15 protein-coding genes are annotated in these 20,213 nt (G+C 70.8%); 9 read left to right on the forward strand and 6 right to left on the reverse strand.

Annotation, left to right across the window (positions count from 1 at the left end; all coding sequences use genetic code 11):
- Window positions 1–15: 15 nt before the first annotated feature.
- The 5 genes from ABZV77_RS37890 to ABZV77_RS37910 form a co-directional block, all read right to left on the reverse strand.
- Window positions 16–2,490, reverse strand: coding sequence for a SpoIIE family protein phosphatase (locus ABZV77_RS37890; protein ID WP_356267102.1), 2,475 nt, complete (start codon window positions 2,488–2,490; stop codon window positions 16–18).
- Between the two features lie 166 nt (window positions 2,491–2,656).
- Window positions 2,657–5,152 (reverse strand): MFS transporter, encoded by a 2,496-nt coding sequence (locus ABZV77_RS37895; RefSeq protein ID WP_356267104.1) that lies wholly within the window; start codon window positions 5,150–5,152, stop codon window positions 2,657–2,659.
- 239 nt (window positions 5,153–5,391) lie between these two features.
- On the reverse strand, window positions 5,392–5,835 hold the full coding sequence (locus tag ABZV77_RS37900; RefSeq protein ID WP_306335216.1) for an SRPBCC family protein: 444 nt from the start codon (window positions 5,833–5,835) through the stop codon (window positions 5,392–5,394).
- 95 nt (window positions 5,836–5,930) lie between these two features.
- A complete protein-coding gene (locus ABZV77_RS37905; protein ID WP_356267106.1) occupies window positions 5,931–7,178 on the reverse strand; it encodes an arsenic transporter in 1,248 nt (415 codons plus the stop codon).
- A gap of 102 nt (window positions 7,179–7,280) precedes the next feature.
- Complete coding sequence (locus tag ABZV77_RS37910; RefSeq protein WP_356267108.1) at window positions 7,281–7,811, reverse strand: GNAT family N-acetyltransferase; 531 nt, start codon at window positions 7,809–7,811, stop codon at window positions 7,281–7,283.
- Between the two features lie 251 nt (window positions 7,812–8,062).
- Between ABZV77_RS37910 and ABZV77_RS37915 the strand changes: the two genes are divergently transcribed.
- The 3 genes from ABZV77_RS37915 to ABZV77_RS37925 all read left to right on the forward strand — a co-directional run bounded on the left by ABZV77_RS37915 (window position 8,063) and on the right by ABZV77_RS37925 (window position 11,214).
- Window positions 8,063–9,097 (forward strand): Rv2578c family radical SAM protein, encoded by a 1,035-nt coding sequence (locus tag ABZV77_RS37915; protein WP_356267110.1) that lies wholly within the window; start codon window positions 8,063–8,065, stop codon window positions 9,095–9,097.
- A 120-nt stretch (window positions 9,098–9,217) separates the two neighbouring features.
- Window positions 9,218–10,819, forward strand: coding sequence for an alpha/beta hydrolase (locus ABZV77_RS37920; RefSeq protein ID WP_356267111.1), 1,602 nt, complete (start codon window positions 9,218–9,220; stop codon window positions 10,817–10,819).
- Window positions 10,816–11,214 (forward strand): RidA family protein, encoded by a 399-nt coding sequence (locus tag ABZV77_RS37925; RefSeq protein ID WP_356267113.1) that lies wholly within the window; start codon window positions 10,816–10,818, stop codon window positions 11,212–11,214. The genes ABZV77_RS37920 and ABZV77_RS37925 overlap by 4 nt, the downstream gene beginning before the upstream one ends.
- 22 nt (window positions 11,215–11,236) lie before the next feature.
- Here the strand turns inward: ABZV77_RS37925 and ABZV77_RS37930 are convergent, their stop codons facing one another.
- On the reverse strand, window positions 11,237–11,806 hold the full coding sequence (locus ABZV77_RS37930) for an adenylosuccinate lyase (RefSeq protein ID WP_356267115.1): 570 nt from the start codon (window positions 11,804–11,806) through the stop codon (window positions 11,237–11,239).
- A 355-nt stretch (window positions 11,807–12,161) separates the two neighbouring features.
- On the opposite strand from ABZV77_RS37930, the gene ABZV77_RS37935 reads away from it, so the two are divergent.
- The 6 genes from ABZV77_RS37935 (at window position 12,162) to ABZV77_RS37960 (ending at window position 20,213) form a co-directional block, all read left to right on the forward strand.
- The gene (locus tag ABZV77_RS37935; protein WP_356267117.1) at window positions 12,162–13,943 is read left to right on the forward strand and encodes a 3-hydroxybutyryl-CoA dehydrogenase; all 1,782 of its coding nucleotides are present in this window, start codon (window positions 12,162–12,164) and stop codon (window positions 13,941–13,943) included.
- Window positions 13,944–14,055: 112 nt separating this feature from the next.
- A complete protein-coding gene (locus ABZV77_RS37940; protein ID WP_356267119.1) occupies window positions 14,056–14,862 on the forward strand; it encodes a TetR family transcriptional regulator in 807 nt (268 codons plus the stop codon).
- A 447-nt stretch (window positions 14,863–15,309) separates the two neighbouring features.
- Window positions 15,310–16,662 (forward strand): crotonyl-CoA carboxylase/reductase, encoded by a 1,353-nt coding sequence (gene ccrA, locus ABZV77_RS37945; protein WP_356267203.1) that lies wholly within the window; start codon window positions 15,310–15,312, stop codon window positions 16,660–16,662.
- Window positions 16,663–16,684: 22 nt separating this feature from the next.
- A complete protein-coding gene (locus ABZV77_RS37950; RefSeq protein ID WP_356267121.1) occupies window positions 16,685–18,712 on the forward strand; it encodes a protein meaA in 2,028 nt (675 codons plus the stop codon).
- Window positions 18,709–19,674, forward strand: a complete 966-nt coding sequence (locus ABZV77_RS37955) for a CoA ester lyase (protein WP_356267123.1) — start codon at window positions 18,709–18,711, stop codon at window positions 19,672–19,674. The genes ABZV77_RS37950 and ABZV77_RS37955 overlap by 4 nt, the downstream gene beginning before the upstream one ends.
- 5 nt (window positions 19,675–19,679) lie before the next feature.
- The gene (locus ABZV77_RS37960) at window positions 19,680–20,213 is read left to right on the forward strand and encodes a MaoC family dehydratase (protein ID WP_030778421.1); all 534 of its coding nucleotides are present in this window, start codon (window positions 19,680–19,682) and stop codon (window positions 20,211–20,213) included.

Consider the following 20,213-nt stretch of genomic DNA (forward strand, 5'->3'; position numbering starts at 1 on the left):
GGCCCGGCCGACCGACTAGCGGCGCGGCAGCGCCAGTTCGCACCACACGGTCTTGCCCCGGCGCGTGCGGCTGGTGCCCCACTCCTTCGCGAGCGCGCTGACGACGTGCAGCCCGCGTCCGAACTCATCGCCGGGTCCCGTGCTGAGCAGGGTCGGCAGCGTCTGGTCGTCGTCCTCGACCTCGCACGTCAGGACCCCGGAGCGGACCATGCGCAGGTCGATCCTGCTGCTGCGGGAGTGGCGCACGACATTGGTGACGAGCTCGCTGACGACCAGCTCAGCGGTGTCGCTCAGCCCCTGCAGGGACCAGCCCCGCAGCTGGGCGCGGACCATCTCGCGGGCCCTGCCCACCTCCGCGGGGTCGACGGCGAGCCGCCAGTGCGCGACGTTCTCGGTGCCGATTCCGTTGAGCCTGGCCATCAGGAGCGCCACGTCGTCCTTGCGGCCGCCGCGGGTGTTGAGCGCGCGGATGATGGTGTCGCAGGCGTCGTCCATGGAGGCGGCGGGGTGTGCGGCGGACTCGGTGAGCGTGGCGAGGCCGACGCCGATGTCCTCGCCGCGAACCTCGACCAGGCCGTCGGTGCACATCAGCAGCCGGTCGCCGGGCGCCACCCGCAGCCGGACCGATTCGAAGGGCACGCCGCCGACGCCGATGGGCGCTCCGGTGGGCAGGTCGAGGAGCTCGCTGCGGCCGTCCGCGGCGCGCACCAGGACGGGCGGGATGTGTCCGGCGTTGGCGAGGTGCAGGTCGCTCGCGATCGGGTCGTAGACCGCGTACAGACACGTCGCCAGATAGTGCTCGCCGAGGCGCTGTGCGAGGTCGTCGAGGTTGCGCAGGAGCTGCTCGGGCGGCAGGTCGAGGGCCGCCATGGTCTGGACGGCCGTGCGCAGCTGACCCATCATCGCCGCCGAGTTGAGGCCGTGGCCCATCACGTCGCCGACGACGAGGGCGGTCCTGGAGCCGGGCAGCTTCACGGAGTCGAACCAGTCGCCGCCCACCCGGCCGAGGAGCGTGCCCGGCAGATAGCGGGTGGCGATGTCGCAGCCGGACATCCGGGGCTGGATGTGCGGCAGCATGCTGTCCTGGAGGGTGTCGGCGACGCTCTCCTGGTAGGTGTACATGCGGGCGTTGTCGAGCACGAGGCCCGCGCGGGCGGCCAGTTCGGCGCCGGTGACGCGGTCCATGTCGTTGAAGACCGGCCGCTCCCGGTGGCGCAGCAGGATCATGAAGCCGAGCACCACATTGCGCGCCTTGAGCGGTACGACGAGCATCGAGCGGTGGTTGATCAGCGGGCGGATGTCCCGCTTCTCGAACTGGGAGGCGATGGCGTTGCCCATCTCCTCGGTGATGCGGGGCACGAGCACCGGGTCGCCCGAGGTCATGCACTGGAAGAACGGCGTGTGGGCGGGGAACGGCATGGACTCGCCGACCGGCACCACGTCGTCCCAGCGGCCCGGCTCGTCGGTGTGCTCCACGGCGACGCGGTGCCACATCGTGGTCTCGTCCGGCGGGCCCTCGGGGAAGCCCTCGCCCGCGACGACCTGCTCGCGCAGATAGGTGCCGGCGACGTCCGTGAAGCGCGGCACGACCGCGCGGCTCACCTCCAGGATCGTCCGCGACAGGTCGAGCGAGGAGCCGATCCGGCCGCTGACCTCGTTGAGGAATTCGAGGTGCTCGCGCACGGCCGCGTACTCGAGGTCCTCGCCCTCGTCGTCCATCGCCTCGGGGGCCACCGGGAGTCCACTGGCGGCCGCCTGCGCGGCGCGCTGTCTGCGCTCCTTGCGCTCGGCCCGGCGGGCGACGCCCCAGTCCGGGGTGACGGGCACCCGGTCGTGGCGGCTGAACTCAAGCACGGGATAGCCCAGTTCGAGCACCTGGGCGACGATGCGGGCGCTCTCCCCCACGCTCATGCTGGGCAGGATCTCGGGCAGCCTGGCGGCGAGCTCGTCCGCGCCGGGGAAGTCCGTGTGCAGGGCGAAGCCCGGCGCGATGCGCTCGACCTGCGCGTCCCGCTCGCCCCGCCCGGCGGCCCCGACGCCCCCTTGAACGGGTTCTTCGGCCGCCGCGAGCCGCGCGGCGTCCGCGGCGAGCACGAGGAGCCGCTCGGGTCCCGGACCGACCAGTGGATACGCCCACCACAGCACGTCCAGGCGGCTGTTGCCGCCGTCCTGTCCGTGCCCCGGTCCGGTGAGTCGCGCGCGCCCTGCGGCCGGGTAGGAGATGCGCCGGTCGAGGGAGGTCTCCAGGTCGGGGCCGAGTCCGTCGAACGCGCCGTAGGGCTCGCGGTCCTCGGGTATGGCGCCGTGCACCGGAAGCAGGTCGCCCACCGGACGGCCGACCGCCTCGTCCTTGTCGCACCCGAACAGGCGTCGCGCGCCGGTGCTCCAGTGCGAGACGAGTCCGGTTCCGTCGACGACGACCACGGCAAGGGGGATGCGGCCGGACGCGGCACTCTGCGTCAGCGGCTCGCCCGGAGTGCCCTGTTCCATGGCCCATGCTCCTTCCCGCGGCAGCGCAAGATCTGAGCCGCCACCAACCACCGTACGACCGGCGCAGGTTGCCGTGCGGGGCAATGCGGGAATTGGCCCGGCACCGCCGGGGCACCGGCGCACGCCCCCACAGGGTCAGCCCGTCGGGGCGTGCCACCGGAAGCCCTCAGTCCTCGTGACCGAGCTGCAGGTCCCGCTCCGTACGGCCACCGCCCGCGACCTGGAGGACCGTGGCAACCGGCGGGTAACCCGCCGCGATCACGGTGTACTCGCCGGACGACAGGTCGACGAAACGGAAGGTGCCGTCCGCCGCGGTGGTCAGGGTGTCGACGACGTTCCCCGCGGCGTCCAGCAGTGTCACGCGCGCGTCCTCGACGGGCCGCCCGCCACCGGCCCGCACGGTGCCCCGCAGCACAGCGCCGCCCGCGAGCTCGACGTCCTGCCGGGTCTCGCGCGAGGCCTGCACGGTGACGGGGAGCGCGGCGGGGCGGAACGCGGGTGCGCTGGCGGCCAGGGTGTACTCCCCCGCCACCAGCTCCGTGATGACGTAGCTTCCCTCGCGTCCGCTGCGGGTGGTGGCGACCACCTCGCCGCGGACGTCGGTGAGGGTGACGGCGGCGTCCCTGACGGGCGTCCCGTCGGCGGTCACCACGGTCCCTGCGAGGCGGCCCGCCCCGCCGAGGACCACGTCGAGCTCGACGGGCCGCTCGCCGACGGTGACGGTGACGGCCTGCGGCTGGTGCCCGCCCGCGGCCGCGATCAGCACGAACGATCCGGTGCCCGGGGTCGCCAGGGCGTACCGCCCGTCCTCGCCGCTCGCCCCGCGCCCGATCTGCTGTCCGGACACGTCGATGAGGGTGAGGGCCGCGCGGGGCACCACGGTGCCGTCGGGGTGCTGCACGGTGCCGCAGACTGGGACCCCGGCGGTGTACGTCGTCGTACGGGCCTGCGGGACGGTCCCTGCCGTCCCGGCTTCGGCGGCGGGTGCGTGGTGGGAGGCGGCGCTGGACAACAGGGGGGTCTCCTTGAGGAAGAAGGCGAGCAGCATGCCGAGGACGAGCACCGGCACCAGGTAGAGGAAGATTCGCGGCATCGCGTCCGCGTAGGCCTGGATGTAGCCCTCGCGCAGCGGCGCGGGCAGCTTGTGGACGAGCTGCGGGGTGATGGACTCGGCATCGGGCACGGCCTTGCCCGAGCCTGCGGGGAGCCGGTCCCTGAGCGCGTCGGCGAGCCGGTCCGCGAAGAGCGTGCCGAAGATCGCGGCTCCTACGCTGCCGCCGATCTGCCGGAAGTAGTTGTTGGCACTGGTGGCGGTGCCCAGGTCGGCGGGGCGGACCGCGTTCTGCACGGCGAGCACCAGGACCGGCATGACCAGGCCGATCCCCGCGCCGAGCACCGCCATCCAGATGCTGTACTGCAGCCGGGAGGTGTCCACTTCGAGGCGCGAGAGCAGCCACATGCCGACGACGGAGAGGATCCCGCCGAGGATCGGGTAGATCTTGTAGCGCCCTGTGTGGCTGATGAGTTGCCCGGAGATGATCGACGCTCCGACGATGCCGCCCATCATCGGCAGCATGAGCAGGCCGGACTCGGTGGCGCTCGCGCCGTCGACCATCTGCAGGAAGGTCGGCAGATAACTGGCCGCTCCGAAGAGGGCGATTCCGACGACCATGCCCACAAGACCGGTGATGTTGAAGACCGGATCACGGAACAGACGCAACGGAATGATCGGTTCTGCCGCGAACTTCTCGGCGACGAGGAAGAGCACGGCGGCCACGACCGCACCGGCTCCGAGCCCCAGGATCACGCGGTCGCCCCACGCGTACTCGGTACCGCCCCAGCTCGTCAGGAGGACGAGGCAGGTGGAGGCCGCGGCCAGCAGCAGCGCGCCGAGCACGTCGAGCCGCGCCTTGGCGGTGCGCTTGGGCAGCTTCAGGACGAGCGAGACGACGAGGAGCGTGACGAGCCCGAAGGGCACGTTGAAGTAGAAGCACCAGCGCCAGGAGGCGTGGTCGGTGAAGAAGCCGCCGAGCAGGGGGCCCGCGACCGAGGCCAGGCCGAACGCGGCGCCGATCAGGCCCATGTAGCGGCCCCGCTGCCGGGGCGGCACGATGTCCGCGATGATCGCCTGGACGCCGATCATCAGGCCGCCCGCGCCGGCGCCCTGGATCGCGCGGAAGGCGATCAGCTGCTCCATCGTCCGCGACCAGCCCGCCAGCGCCGAGCCGATGATGAAGATGACGATCGCGAACTGGAAGACGCCCTTGCGCCCGAAGAGGTCGCCGAGCTTGCCGTAGATCGGCAGTCCGATGGTGGAGGTGAGCAGATAGGCGGTGATCGCCCAGGACATCTTGTCGAGGCCGTGCAGCTCACCGACGATCTTCGGGAGCGCGGTGGCGACGATCATCTGCTCCAGCGCCGCGAGCAGCAGCGCGAGCATCAGCCCGACGAACACCATCCGTACGCGGCCGGGGCTGAGGCCGAGGGCCGCCGGGTCGAACGGTGCCGGTGGCGGCTGGCCCGCCCCCTGATCGTCCGGCCGGTCGCCCGGCTCCGGGGGCGCGTCGGCCGCCTCGTGCCGCCGCTCGTCCTGCCCGTGCCGTTCGTGCGTCTCGTGCCGTTCGTCCTGCTCGGCGACCTGCACCAGCGTCGTCCCGCCCACGTACTGCTCCCCTCGTCGCGCCTGCGCCGCCCATTTCTCGCATTACGCGACAACTGCGAGCAAGCGCGACGAGTCGGGGTCGCGCGGGGCCCGGGGGGCGTATGCGCCGGTCGGAGCCCTACGGCGTACAACGGGACCGAGCAGAAAACCACTCGAAACGGTGAGCGGGTCGGCAACCCTGATGGGCTAGAGGGGAGTTGGCCGGGTGGGCGGCCGCGGCCGCCCACCCGTCGCGGGAACTACTTCTCGACCTCGGCGGCGAGGTTGGCGAGCACGGTGTCGTAGATCCGCCCGAGGCCCTTGGGCGCGAAGGTCTTCTCGAAGAAGCCGCCGATGCCGCCCGCGCCGTTCCACACGGTGGTGACGACCACGCGGGACTTGCCCTCGCCCGCCGGGGTCACCGTCCACGTCGTGACCATGGAGGAGTTGCGGTCCTTCTCGACCAGCTCGCCGTCGGTGGGCTCGCCGACCTCGAGGAGGCAGTCGCGGATCCGCTTGCTGGTGGCCTGCAGCTTCCAGTGGACGAGGGTGCCCTCCCCGTCCCCGCCCTCGCGCACCTCGTACTCGCTGAAGTGCTCCGAAAGGAGCTTCTCCCGCGTGCCGTTGTAGTCGGCCAGCGCGTCGAAGACATCGTCCGGCTGTGCCGTGATGATCCGCTCGGTGACCGCCTCGACCTGCGCCATTGCACTTCCTCCAGCAGTTTTTCTCGGGGGCTTCACGGAAAGCCAACCACCCGGTGCACCGGCCTCCCAAATCGGGTCCCCGGTACGGGGCGTGCTCAGCCCGGCAGGAGCCGGAGCGAGACCCACAGCGCGAGGGTGGACAGGACCAGGGCGGCGGGGGTGGTGAGGAGCCCGAGGCGGGTGAACCGACCGAGGCTGACGTCGTGTTCGTGCTGGTGGGCGATGCGGCGCCAGAGGAGCGTGGCGAGCGATCCGGCGTAGGTGAGGTTGGGTCCGATGTTCACGCCGATGAGCACGGCGAGGACGGCTCCGGGGCCCGCGGGCGCGGCCAGCGGCACCAGGGCGAGGACGGCGGGCAGGTTGTTGATCAGGTTGGCGAGCAGCGCGGCGACGGCGGCCGTGCCGAGCAGCGCGGGCAGGGCGGTGCCGTCCGGCAGGACCCGCCCCAGGGCGTCGCCGAGGCCGTTGTCCACGACGGCCCTGACGACGATGCCGAGGGCGAGGACGAAGGCCAGGAACGGCAGCGAGGCCGAGCGCAGGACCGCCACCGGTGTCGTACGCCTGCGCAGGAGGGCCCGCACCGCGAGGACGGCCGCCCCGGCCGCCGCCGACCAGGCGGGTTCGATGCCGAAGGCGGAGGCGACGGCGAACCCGGCGAGCGTGGCCGCGACGGTCGCCAGGGCGAACCGCGGCATCCGCGGCGGATCCGTGGGCTCGCTGCCCTCGGCGGGCGCATCGAGGTCGGCGGCGAAGAACCGGCGGAAGACCGCGTACTCGACCGCGATGGCGACCAGCCAGGGCAGCGTCATGAGCAGCGCGAAGCGGGTGAAGCTCAGCCCGGTCGCGGTGAAGGCGAGGAGGTTCGTCAGGTTCGAGACGGGCAGCAGGAGCGAGGCCGTGTTGGACAGGTGGGCGCTCGCGTAGACGTGCGGCGCGGGCCGGGCGCCCATGCGGGCGGCAGTGGCGAAGACGACCGGCGTCAGAAGGACCACGGTGGCGTCCAGGCTCAGGGTCGCGGTGATCACCGAGGCCAGGCCGAAGACGGCGGCGAGCAGCTTGCGGGGCCGTCCTGCGGACCGGCGCGCCATCCAGCTGCCGCAGGCGCGGAAGAGCCCTTCGTCGGCGCAGAGCTTGGCGAGCACGAGGACGCCCGCGAGGAAGCCGATCACGGGCCCGAGCCGGGCGGCCTCGTCCCGTACGTCGTCGAGCGGGATCGCCCCGGACAGGATCACGACACCGGCGGCGGGCACGGCGAAGGCCGCCTCGGGCCAGCGGAAGGGGCGGATGACGGCGCAGACGAGGACCACGGCCAAGGCTGCGACGGACAAGGACTCGACGAGCATGCTTCCGATCATCCATCGCGCGGCGGGCCCGACGGAAAGCAGACCGGGCGGACCGGGCGCGGCGGGGGCGCTGCGCACCGCCCCCGCCGGGCCCGGGATGCGCTACTTCCGGGACGGGTCCGGCCCCGGCGCGCCCGTGCGGTACCGGGCCGTCGTCCCGTCACTGCTCCAGCGGTGCAGGCCCGCCTTCTCCAGGACACGGACGGAGGCCGGGTTGCCGAGTTCCACCTCGGCGTGGACGACGGTCACGTCCGGGGAGGTCAGGGCGTGGGCCGCCAGGGCCCGCACGGCTTCCGGCGCGTAGCCGAGGCCGCGGCGCGAGGGTACGACTCCGTAGCCGATCTCCACCGAGCCCCCGCTCGGCGGCCAGAGGAGGCTGATGGAGCCGACGACGGCGCCGCTCTCCCGTTCGACGATCAGCCGGTGGCCGTACGCTCCGGGGCCTTCGGACCCCTCGGCGATCTGCTCGGCGATGACGCCCGCGATGACTCGGTCCCCGTCGGCGGGGAAGTCCTGCGCCCAGTGCGCGGGACGCCGGTCGGCAAGGACGTCGGCGATCTCACCGGCGGTCCAGGCCCGCAGGGTGAGGCGTTCGGTCGGCAGGTCCGCGGCGGTGGTGAAAAGAGAAGACACGCGACTCTCCAGGTCGTTTTCGACGACCGGGCCGCTCTCGGTGGCCTGATTCCTTCAGGCTCGCGCGACCCGGACAAGGGCATGGCGATGAGGCGCCTGGCGGGCCATATTCATCGACCTCCCTCGTCGCGGCGGTGTCGCGCGGGTCGCGCTTGACGGGACGCTATCAAACAGACGGCACGCCGGAGCGGGGTCGCACGATCAAGGGAACATATGTTCTATTCTGTGGTCAGTGCTACCGAGGAGGCGCCATGCGCTGGCAGAACCTTTCCGACGGGCCGCGCCGGGGCACCGCGGATGCCGCGCTGTTCGGCGCGGACGCGGTGACGACGAGGGTCTTCGACACTCCTGAGTTCAGCGGGATCACCTTCCACGAGATACGGGCCAAGTCGATCGTGAACCGGGTGCCGGGGGCGTCCCGCATGCCGTTCGAATGGACGGTCAACCCCTACCGGGGGTGCACGCACGCGTGCGTCTACTGCTTCGCGCGCAAGACGCACAGCTATCTGGACCTGGACACCGGCCTCGGTTTCGACAGCCAGATCGTCGTCAAGGTGAACGCCGCCGAACTGCTGCGGCGCCAGCTCGCCTCGCCGCGCTGGCACGGCGACCACATCGCCATGGGCACCAACGTGGACTGCTACCAGCGTGCCGAGGGCCGCTACCGGCTGATGCCGGGGATCATCGCGGCGCTGCGCGACCGCGGGAACCCCTTCTCCATCCTGACCAAGGGCACGCTGATCCTGCGCGACCTCGATCTGCTGCGGCAGGCCGCCGCGGTGACGGACGTCGGGATCTCCGTGTCCGTGGGCTTCACCGACGAGGAGCTGTGGCGCACCGTCGAGCCGGGCACCCCGGCCCCGGAGCGCCGCCTCGACGTCGTGCGCACCCTCACCGGGCACGGCATCGGCTGCGGCGTCCTGATGGCGCCCGTCATCCCCTTCCTGGGCGACCACCCCGACCAGCTGCGCGCCACGGTGCGGGCCGTCGCCGCGTCGGGCGCGACCTCGGTGACGCCGCTGGTGCTGCATCTTCGGCCCGGTGCGCGCGAGTGGTTCATGGCGTGGCTCGGTCGGCACCACCCGCATCTGGTGCGGCGGTACGAGCGGCTGTACGCGGAGGGTGCCTATGCCCCGAAGTGGTACCAGCGCCGCATCACCCGCCATGTGCACGAACTGGCCGAGGAGTTCGGCATCGGCCCCACGCGCGCGGGCGGCGCCCGACGGCTCCGGGTCCCCGAGGAGCCCGAGCCCGCCGCGGGGCCCACTCAGCTCACGCTGTTGTGACCGGCTTGCCCCTTTCGGGTTGTTCCCGGCGGTGACGGCGCTCTTCAGGAAGGCATTCCGGGAAGATGCGCCAGAGATCGCGGCCCCCAGGGCCCCGAACCCGTTGCTCTGGGAGGCCGGATGAAGAAGCGCATCGCCGTACTCTGCTCAGTCGCCGCCGCGGCGGCCACGATGGCCACGGCGGTGCCACCCGCCTCGGGAACCCCGGCAGAACCGGCGCTCACCTGGAAGAAGTGCGCCACCAAGAACTATCCGACGCTCCAGTGCGCATCGCTGAAGGTGCCGCTCGACCACCAGGAGCCGCACGGGCGGCACATCACCCTCGCCCTGTCCCGCGTCCCGCACACCGCCAAGACCTTCCAGGGGCCGCTCCTGGTGAACCCCGGCGGGCCGGGCGGCAGCGGGCTGACCATGGCGGGGTACATCGCCAAGTCGCTGCCGAAGAAGACGGCCGCGCAGTACGACGTCATCGGCTTCGACCCACGCGGGGCGGGCAAGAGCAAGCCCGCGCTCAACTGCCGCCCCGGGCACTTCGACCCCGTGCGCCCCGCCACCGTCCCGGCCACGCCCGCCCTGGAGCGCGACAACCTCCGCAGGGCACGGGCGTTCGCGAAGGCGTGCGGCAAGAAGTACGGCGACATCCTGCCGTTCATCGACTCGGTGAGCACGGTCCAGGACATGGACGCCGTCCGCGCGGCCCTCGGCGCCAAGCGCATCAACTTCTTCGGCTATTCGTACGGCACCTACCTCGGCGCCCTCTACGGGAGGCTCTACCCGCACCACGTGCGGCGCATGGCGCTCGACTCCCTCGTCGACCCGACGGGCGTCTGGTACGACGACAACCTCCAGCAGGACCACGCCTTCGACGACCGCCACAAGGCGCTCATGGCCTGGATCGCCCGCCACGACGCGGCGTACGGCCTCGGCAAGGACCCCGACAAGGTCGAGGCCAAGTGGTACGCGATGCGCAAGGCGCTGACCAAGAAGCCCGCGGGCAAGAAGGTGGGCGCCGCCGAGCTTGAGGACACCTTCATCCCGGGCGGTTACTACAACGGCTACTGGCCCCACCTGGCCAAGGCGTTCGCGGCGTACGTGAACGACAAGAACGCCAAGCCGCTGGTCGCGGTCTACAAGAGCCTCGGTGCGGTCGACGCCGGGGGCGAGAACAGCTACAGCGTCTACACGGCCGTGCAGTGCCGGGACGTGCAGTGGCCGCGCGACTGGCGGACCTGGCGGGACGACAACGACCGGATCCACGCGAAGGCCCCGTTCTCGACCTGGAACAACGCCTGGTACAACGCGCCGTGCGCGTTCTGGCCGACGCACCACCTGACCCCGCCGGACGTCGCCAACTCCGAACTGCCGCCCGTCCTCCTGTTCCAGGCGACCGACGACCCGGCCACCCCGTACGACGGAGCCGTCAACCTGCACCGCAAGCTGCAGGGCTCCCGGCTGGTGGTCGAGCAGGGCGGCGGCAACCACGGCATCACCCTGAGCGGAAGCAAGTGCCTCGACCGGCACTTGACGGTGTATCTGACGACCGGCAAGGTGCCTGCGGGCGGCGGCGGCGAGGTCGACGCGGTGTGCAAGGCGCTGCCGGACCCGAAGCCGCTGAAGGCGGCGAGCAGCACGAAGGCCGCCACGAGCGCGAAGGGCACGAAGGCAGGTCCCGGCACCGGCCCCAGGGCGTTGTCACACCCGTGGTCCACCATGGGGACATGAGCCGACTGACCCACATCAGCGCCCCCGAGGGCGTCGCCCCCGCCACCGCGTACACGCACGTCGTCATGGGATCGGGCCGCTTCGTCGCGGTCTCCGGACAGTTGGCCCTGGACGAGGACGGCAAGCCGGTCGGCGAGGGCGACGCGGCGGCGCAGGCCCGGCAGGTCTTCGAGAACCTGCGGCGGTGCCTCGCGTCGGCGGGCGCCACTTTCGACGACGTCGTGAAGCTGACGTATTTCGTGACGGACATGGCGCACATGCCCGCGGTGCGCTCCGCCCGGGACGCCTTCCTCGACCCCGAGCGGCTCCCCGCGGCCTCTGCGGTGCAGGTGGTGTCGCTGGTGCGCCCCGAATTCCTGATGGAGATAGAGGCGTTCGCGGTGGTGCCCGAGTAGCTGCCGCCGTGGAGCGGCCGTCTCACTGGGGAAGCCGCGCCAGTGCCGCCGATGCCGCGGCCGCGAGGCGGGGGTGACCGCGCGCGGCCGTCAGCACCGGCCTGGCCCGCGCGTCACCCAGTGCCCCCAGGCCTTCCACGCACGCGAGCGCGATCTTGCCGAAGGGATCGTGCGGCGCCAGTCTGCGCTGCAGCGTGGTGATCAGCGCGGGCGCCGACTCCGGGGCGCGCAGCTCCGTCAACAGGCGCACGGGGTACAGGGCGTAGGCGATGCGGAGCTCGTTCGTGGCCAGGGCGGCCGCCGCGCGTGCCGTGCGCGGGTCGCCGAGGCGCGCCAGGGCGTGGGCCGCGGCGGCGCACCGGGGTGGATCCCGGTGATTGAGGAGGAGGACGAGCGACTCGAAGGCCCTGCGGTCACCGGCGACGCCGAGCCTGACCGCGGCCAGCTCCCGGGCCCACAGGGGCTGCCCGGGCGAGACGAGCACTTCGGCGAGTTCGTCGGGATCCTCGGCGGCGATCAGCCTCTCGTACTCCTTCGATCCGCTCGCCTCGGCACGTAAGCGTTCCGTCACCGTCCGCAACTCCTCATCCATGGTCGCGAGCCTAAGCCTTACCGGCGGTCGCGATGTAGATCACAGACACCGGAAAACCATGCGGGCTGGCGCGCTCGTTACTCGCCGGTTAGTCTCATGTGAGCGGGGCACACTCCCCGTAGCAGTTGCTTTTCTCGCGGTGGCCTGGTGACGCAGCCGCCGTGAGTGTCTGGTCGGTTCGGTACTTCAGGTACCTCAGTACGACGTGGCTCCGGGACAGAGCCGGTCGACTCCCCTCACCGGGCGTGCCCTTCGCGCCGCCCGGACACGACACGCACCACTTCCCGCTCGCCGTGCGGCAGTTGCCGTGCCCGCGCGCGCCCCTCAGTCGTCACTCTCTTCCTGGAGTCCACGCATGGACGCTCCCTTGAACACCGTCGCCGTCATCGGCCTTGGCACGATGGGCACCGGCATCACCGAGGTCCTGGCCCGGGCGGGCCGCGAGGTCATCGGCATCGACGTCTGCCAGACGGCGGCCACCCGCGCCGTCGAGTCCCTGGAGGCCTCGACCGCCCGCGCCGTGCGCCGCGAGCGCCTCACCGAGGAGGAGCGCCGCGGCATCCTCACCCGCTTCCGCACCTTCACCGACCTGCGGGCCGCGGCCGACGCCGACCTGGTCATCGAGGTCGTCCCGGAGTCGTACGAGATCAAGCAGCAGGTCGTCCGCGAGCTCGACGGCGTGGTGCGCCCCGGGACGATCATCGCGACCGGCACGAACGCGCTGTCCGTGACCCGTCTTGCCGCCGAATCCGCGCGACCCGAGCGGGTGTTGGGCCTGCACTTCTTCAACCCGGCGCCCGCGATGAAGCTGGTCGAGATCGTCTCGTCCGTGCTGACCGCGCCCGCCGCCGTCGCCGCGGTCACCGACCTGGCGTACGCCCTGGGCAAGGAGCCCGTGGCGGTCGGCGACCGGCCCGGCTTCGTCGCCGACGGACTGCTCTTCGGCTACCTCAACCAGGCCGCCGCGATGTACGAGGCGAAGTACGCGTCGCGCGAGGACATCGACGCGGCGATGCGGCTGGGCTGCGGCCTGCCGATGGGCCCGCTCGCACTGCTCGACCTGATCGGCGTGGACACCGCCCGCACGGTCCTCGACGCCATGTACACCGAGTCGCAGGACCGCCTGCACGCCCCCGCGCCGATCCTCAAGCAGCTCAGCGAGGCGGGTCTGACCGGGCGCAAGGCGGGCCGCGGCTTCTACACGTACGCGGAGCCGGGCAGCTCGGAGGTGGTGCGTGACGCGCTGACCCCCGCGGAGGACGAGGAGCGCGAGCAGGGACGCACGGTCCGCTCGGTGGGCGTCGCGGGCTCGGGGACGATGGCGTCGGGCATCGCGGAGGTCTTCGCCAAGGCCGGGTTCCACGTGGTGCTCGCCGCGCGCTCCGAGGAGAAGGCCGAGACGGCCAAGTCCCGCATCGGCAAGTCCCTCTCCCGCTCGGTCGACAAGGGCAGGATGACGGCGGAGGCCGCGGCGCAGACGCTGGAGCGGATCACGCCCGCGGGGTCGTACGAGGCGTTCGCCGACGTCGATCTGGCCCTGGAGGCCGTCGCCGAGGATCTGGACATCAAGCGGGAGCTCTTCGCGACGCTCGACAAGGTCTGCAAGCCGGGCGCGATCCTGGCCACCACGACGTCCTCGCTGCCGGTCGTCGCCTGCGCCCGCGCCACCTCGCGGCCGCGTGACGTGATCGGCATGCACTTCTTCAACCCGGCCCCGGCGATGAAGCTGGTCGAGGTGGTCCGCACGGTGGTGACCGCGGACGACGTGCAGGCGACGGTCCGCGAGGTCTGCACGCGGATCCGCAAGCACCCGGTGGACTGCGGCGACCGCGCCGGTTTCATCGTGAACGCGCTGCTGTTCCCGTACCTCAACAACGCGATCAAGATGGTCGAGGAGCACTACGCGACGCTGGACGACATCGACGCCGCGATGAAGCTCGGCGGCGGCTACCCCATGGGGCCCTTCGAGCTCCTGGACGTCGTCGGCCTGGACGTGTCGCTGGCCATCGAGAAGGTCCTGCACCGCGAGTTCCGCGACCCGGGGCTGGCCCCGGCGCCGCTGCTCGAACACCTGGTGGCCGCGGGCTGCCTCGGCCGCAAGACGGGTCGTGGCTTCCGCGAATATGCGCGGCGCTGAGCAGGCCGAGGAGCGACCGGGGGAACGGACGGACTGGGGCGGGCTGCTCGAACCCTCGGGCAGCCCCGTCCCTCAGGAGCACCGTGGCGCGCATATGCAGTACGTTCGTGGCATGTCCAAGGCCGCCAAGTCCTCACGCAACGCAACCCCCGACGCTCCGGAGAGTGCCGCGGGCAGCCGTGCCGCCGCCCAACGGCTCAAGATGCGCAGGGAGCTGGCGGCCGCGGCCATGGAGCTCTTCGCGTCCAAGGGGTACGAGGCGACGACGGTCGACGAGATCGCCGCCGCCGCGGGCGTCGCCCGCCGGACCTTCTTCCGGCACTTCCGCTCCAAGGAAGAGGCGATCTTCCCCGACCACGACGACACCTTGATCCGCGCGGAGGCGGTCCTCAATGCGGCCCCGCCGCACGAGCACCCGCTGGACACGGTGTGCCGGGGCATCAAGGAAGTCATGAAGATGTACGCGGCGTCGCCCGCGGTCTCCGTGGAGCGCTACCGCCTCACCCGCGAGGTGCCCACGCTCCGCGAGCGCGAGATCGCCTCGGTGGCCCGGTACGAGCGGCTGTTCACGCGCTATCTGCTGGGCCATTTCGACGAGCAGGCGCACCACGACGGCAACGACGACCCGCTGCTCGCCGAGGTCGCCGCCTCCGCGGTGGTCACCGCCCACAACCACGTCCTGCGGCGGTGGCTGCGGGCGGGCGGCCAGGGCGACGTGGAGACCCAGTTGGACCACGCCTTCGCGATCGTCCGCCGCACCTTCGGCACGGGGATCGGCGCGGGCCGCGACACGCTGCCCGCCACCGCCCCCGCGACGGTGTCCGAGCAGGGCGAGGTGCTGGTCGCCGTGGCGCGTACGGATGCTCCGCTGGACGAGGTCATGCGGACCATCGAGAAGGCGCTCAGGGAGCGTTCCTAGGGCTCTCAGGGGGTCCCCGGCGGGTGCGTTCGGGTGTTCCTAGGCAGGTTTTGATCCGCCTTCATGCTGGACTTAGAAGGGGGCGCTACCGTTCGGTAGCGCCCCCTTCATCATGCACGCCACCCCCTCTGACCTGCGGTGATCGATCATCGGTCAAAAATTAGTGGCACCCAGTGTCTTGCCCGTTGGCACGCGGTGCCATACGTTGATGTTGTCCGGGCGGCCGGCGTGCAGAGATCTCGCGTACGCCGGCTGTCCCCACAAGTCACGGCTTGCGCGCCCGGACGCCTGCGTCACAGGCACCTCCCGCGCCTCACCAAGGCGTTGCCGAGCACCACCCTTCGCCGAACCGACGGCACACCCCTCCAGAGCATCGCAACAAGCCCGACGTATCCCCCTCGAAGAGCGCCCCCTCAGCGCTTACGCCGGAGGCACACCGTGAAGGAAATCCTGGACGCGATTCAGGCCCAGACCGCGACCGCCAGTGGCTCGGCCACGGTCACATCCGCAGATTTCGCCGCTCTCCCCCTGCCCGACTCGTACCGCGCGATCACCGTGCACAAGGAAGACGCGGAGATGTTCGCGGGCCTCGAGACCCGCGACAAGGACCCCCGCAAGTCGCTCCACCTGGACGACGTGCCGATCCCCGAACTCGGCCCCGGAGAGGCCCTGGTGGCCGTCATGGCCTCCTCGGTGAACTACAACTCCGTGTGGACCTCGATCTTCGAGCCGCTGTCGACCTTCAGCTTCCTGGAGCGGTACGGCAGGCTCAGCGAGCTCACCAAGCGCCACGACCTGCCGTACCACGTCATCGGATCCGACCTGGCTGGCGTCGTGCTGCGCACCGGGCCCGGCGTGAACGCCTGGACCCCGGGCGACGAGGTCGTCGCGCACTGTCTGAGCGTCGAGCTCGAGTCCTCCGACGGCCACAACGACACGATGCTCGACCCCGAGCAGCGCATCTGGGGCTTCGAGACCAACTTCGGCGGCCTCGCCGAGATCGCCCTGGTCAAGTCCAACCAGCTGATGCCCAAGCCGGGCCACCTCAGCTGGGAGGAGGCCGCATCCCCCGGCCTGGTGAACTCCACCGCCTACCGGCAGCTGGTGTCCGGCAACGGCGCCGGTATGAAGCAGGGCGACAACGTCCTGATCTGGGGCGCGAGCGGCGGACTCGGCTCGTACGCCACGCAGTTCGCGCTCGCGGGCGGCGCCAACCCCATCTGCGTGGTGAGCAGCCCGCAGAAGGCGGAGATCTGCCGCGCCATGGGCGCCGACGCGATCATCGACCGCAACGCCGAGGGCTACAAGTTCTGGAAGGACGAGCACACCCAGGACCCCAAGGAGTGGAAGCGCTTCGGCAAGCGCATCCGTGAGCTCACCGGCGGCGAGGACATCGACATCGTCTTCGAGCACCCCGGCCGCGAGACCTTCGGCGCCAGCGTCTACGTCACGCGCAAGGGCGGCACCATCACCACCTGCGCGTCCACTTCGGGCTACATGCACGAGTACGACAACCGCTACCTGTGGATGTCCCTCAAGCGCATCATCGGCTCGCACTTCGCCAACTACCGCGAGGCCTGGGAGGCCAACCGCCTGATCGCCAAGGGCAAGATCCACCCGACGCTCTCCCGGGTCTACTCCCTGGAAGAGACCGGCCAGGCCGCCTACGACGTCCACCGCAACCTCCACCAGGGCAAGGTCGGCGTCCTCGCCCTCGCGCCCGAGGAGGGCCTGGGAGTGCGTGACCCGGAGATGCGCGCCGAGCACATCGACGCGATCAACCGCTTCCGCAACGTCTGAACGCACTGAGGAGCAGCGCAAGATGACAGAGCGTCAGAAGGACCGGCCGTGGCTCATGCGGACGTACGCCGGTCACTCCACGGCGGAAGCGTCCAACGAGTTGTACCGGCGCAACCTCGCCAAGGGGCAGACGGGCCTCTCGGTCGCGTTCGACCTGCCCACGCAGACCGGCTACGACCCCGACCACATCCTCGCCCGCGGCGAGGTCGGCCGGGTCGGTGTGCCCGTCTCGCACCTCGGTGACATGCGACGGCTGTTCCAGGACATCCCCCTGGACCAGATGAACACCTCGATGACGATCAATGCCACCGCCATGTGGCTCCTGGCGCTCTACCAGGTGGTCGCGGAGGAGCAGGGTGTGGACATCACCAAGCTCCAGGGGACGACACAGAACGACATCGTCAAGGAGTACCTCTCGCGCGGGACACACGTCTTCCCGCCGGGTCCCTCCCTGCGCCTGACCACCGACATGATCACGTACACGGTGGCGCGCATCCCCAAGTGGAACCCGATCAACATCTGCAGCTACCACCTCCAGGAGGCGGGGGCCACACCGGTCCAGGAGATCGCGTACGCGATGTCCACCGCCATCGCGGTTCTCGATGCCGTACGCGACTCGGGGCAGGTTCCCGAGGAGAAGTTCGGGGACGTCGTGGCCCGCATCTCCTTCTTTGTGAACGCCGGAGTCCGGTTCATCGAGGAGATGTGCAAGATGCGGGCGTTCGGGCGGATCTGGGATCAGGTCACGCGCGAGCGGTACGGCATCGAGAACCCGAAACAGCGCCGGTTCCGCTACGGCGTGCAGGTCAACTCCCTGGGCCTCACCGAGGCCCAGCCGGAGAACAACGTCCAGCGCATCGTGCTCGAAATGCTGGCCGTCACCCTCTCGAAGGACGCACGCGCGCGTGCCGTGCAGCTCCCCGCCTGGAACGAGGCGCTGGGCCTCCCCCGGCCCTGGGACCAGCAGTGGTCGCTGCGCATCCAGCAGGTCCTCGCGCACGAGAGCGACCTGCTGGAGTACGAGGACATCTTCGCGGGCTCGCACGTCATCGAGGCCAAGGTGGAGTCGCTCGTCGAGGAGTCCTTCGCCGAGATGGACCGCATCGAGAAGATGGGCGGCGCGATGGCCGCCGTCGAGTCCGGCTACCTCAAGTCGCAGCTCGTCTCCTCGCACGCGGAGCGCCGGGCCCGCATCGAGTCCGGCCAGGAGAAGATCGTCGGGGTGAACTCCTACGAGTCCACCGAGCCGAGCCCGCTCACCTCGGACCTGGACGCGGCGATCATGACGGTCGACCCCGCGGTCGAGGCGCGCGTCGTGAAGGCCCTCGGGCAGTGGCGCGACACCCGCTACCAGCCGCCGTTCAACCACCCTCGCCCCTGCAAGGCCCTGGAGCGGCTCAAGGAGGTGGCGGCCGGTACCGGCAACCTCATGGAGGCCACCTTGGAGTGCGCACGCGCCGGTGTGACGACCGGCGAGTGGTCGGGGGCCCTGCGGGAGGTCTTCGGGGAGTTCCGGGCTCCTACGGGCGTCTCCAGCGCCCCTGTGGCGGTCACGGCGGAGGAGGGCACGCCGCTCGCCATCGTCCGCGAGAAGGTCGCGCGGACCGCCGAGGACCTCGGTGGCGGCAGGCTCCGCTTCCTGGTGGGCAAGCCCGGCCTCGACGGGCACTCGAACGGCGCCGAGCAGATCGCGGTGCGCGCGCGGGACGCCGGGTTCGAAGTGGTCTACCAGGGCATCCGCCTCACGCCCGAGCAGATCGTCGACGCGGCGCTCGCCGAGGACGTGCACGCGGTCGGCCTGTCGATCCTCTCCGGCTCGCACGCGCAGCTCGTGCCGGACGTGCTCGTGCGGCTCCGCGAGGCCGGCGCCCCCGACATCCCCGTCATCGCCGGGGGCATCATCCCCAACAGCGACGCCGAGGACCTGAAGGCGGCGGGTGTGGCCGCCGTCTTCACCCCGAAGGACTTCGGCATCACCGAGATCATCGGCCGTATCGTCGACGAGATCCGGAAAGCGAACAACCTCGACCCCCTGGAGGTCCCCGCATGACCGCGCCCATCAACCGCCTTCGTCCGCGCCGCTCCTGTCTGGCGGTCCCGGGCTCGAACCCGCGCTTCCTGGAGAAGGCCCAGGGCCTCCCCGCCGACCAGGTCTTCCTCGACCTGGAGGACGCCTGCGCGCCGCTCGCCAAGCCCGAGGCGCGGCACACCATCGTCAAGTTCCTCAACGAGGGCGACTGGACGGGCAAGACGCGCGTCGTGCGGGTCAACGACTGGACGACCGAGTGGACGTACCGCGACGTCGTGACCGTCGTCGAGGGCGCGGGCCAGAACCTCGACTGCATCATGCTGCCGAAGGTGCAGACGGCCGACCAGGTCGTCGCGCTGGACTTCCTGCTGACCCAGATCGAGAAGACGATGGGCTTCGAGGTCGGCAAGATCGGCATCGAGGCGCAGATCGAGAACGCGCAGGGCCTCAACAACGTCAACGCGATCGCCGAGGCCTCCCCGCGCGTCGAGACGATCATCTTCGGCCCGGCCGACTTCATGGCGTCCATCAACATGAAGTCCCTGGTCGTCGGCGAGCAGCCGCCCGGCTACCCGGCGGACGCGTACCACTTCATCCTGATGAAGATCCTGATGGCCGCCCGCGCCAACAACCTCCAGGCGATCGACGGCCCCTACCTGCAGATCAAGAACGTCGACGGCTACCGCGAGGTCGCGAACCGCGCCGCCGCGCTCGGCTTCGACGGCAAGTGGGTCCTGCACCCCGGCCAGGTCGAGGCGGCCAACGAGGTCTTCTCGCCCTCCCAGGAGGACTTCGACCACGCCGAGCTGATCCTGGACGCGTACGAGTACTGCACGTCCGAGGCGGGTGGCAAGAAGGGCTCGGCGATGCTCGGCGACGAGATGATCGACGAGGCCAGCCGGAAGATGGCGCTGGTCATCTCCGGGAAGGGCCGTGCGGCCGGGATGACCCGCACGTCCAAGTTCGAGGCCCCGGAGGCGTAAGACATATGCAGTTCGGCCGCACCTACGAAGAGTTCGAAGTCGGCGCCGTGTACAAGCACTGGCCCGGAAAAACGGTCACCGAGTACGACGACCACCTCTTCTGCCTGCTCACCATGAACCACCACCCCCTCCACATGGACACGAACTATGCGGAGAAGACGACGGACTTCGGGAAGAACGTCGTCGTGGGCAACTACATCTACTCGCTGCTCCTCGGCATGTCCGTCCCGGACGTCTCCGGCAAGGCCATCGCCAACCTGGAGGTCGAGTCGCTCAAGCACGTGGCGCCGACCTTCCACGGCGACACGATCTACGGCGAGACGACGGTCCTCGACAAGACGCCCTCCAGGTCCAAGTCGGACCGCGGCATCGTGTACGTGGAGACCAAGGGCTACAAGCAGGACGGCACCCTGGTCTGCGTGTTCCGCCGCAAGGTGATGGTGCCCACCGAGACGTACATCAAGGAGCGCGGCGGCGAACAGCCCGGCCGCCCGGAGCTGAACACCCCTTCCAAGAGCGCCGAGAGCACGGAGAAGTAG

The sequence above is a fragment of the Streptomyces sp. NPDC004732 genome (assembly GCF_040609235.1).
GTDB lineage: Bacteria > Actinomycetota > Actinomycetes > Streptomycetales > Streptomycetaceae > Streptomyces.

Coding starts and splice junctions, on each gene's coding strand:
- ABZV77_RS37890 (WP_356267102.1), bottom strand. CDS start 2,490: ATGGAACAGGGCACTCCGGGCGAGCCGCTGACGCAGAGTGCCGCGTCC.
- ABZV77_RS37915 (WP_356267110.1), top strand. CDS start 8,063: ATGCGCTGGCAGAACCTTTCCGACGGGCCGCGCCGGGGCACCGCGGAT.
- ABZV77_RS37940 (WP_356267119.1), top strand. CDS start 14,056: ATGTCCAAGGCCGCCAAGTCCTCACGCAACGCAACCCCCGACGCTCCG.
- ABZV77_RS37950 (WP_356267121.1), top strand. CDS start 16,685: ATGACAGAGCGTCAGAAGGACCGGCCGTGGCTCATGCGGACGTACGCC.
- ABZV77_RS37925 (WP_356267113.1), top strand. CDS start 10,816: ATGAGCCGACTGACCCACATCAGCGCCCCCGAGGGCGTCGCCCCCGCC.
- ABZV77_RS37935 (WP_356267117.1), top strand. CDS start 12,162: ATGGACGCTCCCTTGAACACCGTCGCCGTCATCGGCCTTGGCACGATG.
- ABZV77_RS37920 (WP_356267111.1), top strand. CDS start 9,218: ATGAAGAAGCGCATCGCCGTACTCTGCTCAGTCGCCGCCGCGGCGGCC.
- ABZV77_RS37900 (WP_306335216.1), bottom strand. CDS start 5,835: ATGGCGCAGGTCGAGGCGGTCACCGAGCGGATCATCACGGCACAGCCG.
- ABZV77_RS37930 (WP_356267115.1), bottom strand. CDS start 11,806: ATGGATGAGGAGTTGCGGACGGTGACGGAACGCTTACGTGCCGAGGCG.
- ABZV77_RS37955 (WP_356267123.1), top strand. CDS start 18,709: ATGACCGCGCCCATCAACCGCCTTCGTCCGCGCCGCTCCTGTCTGGCG.
- ABZV77_RS37905 (WP_356267106.1), bottom strand. CDS start 7,178: ATGCTCGTCGAGTCCTTGTCCGTCGCAGCCTTGGCCGTGGTCCTCGTC.
- ABZV77_RS37960 (WP_030778421.1), top strand. CDS start 19,680: ATGCAGTTCGGCCGCACCTACGAAGAGTTCGAAGTCGGCGCCGTGTAC.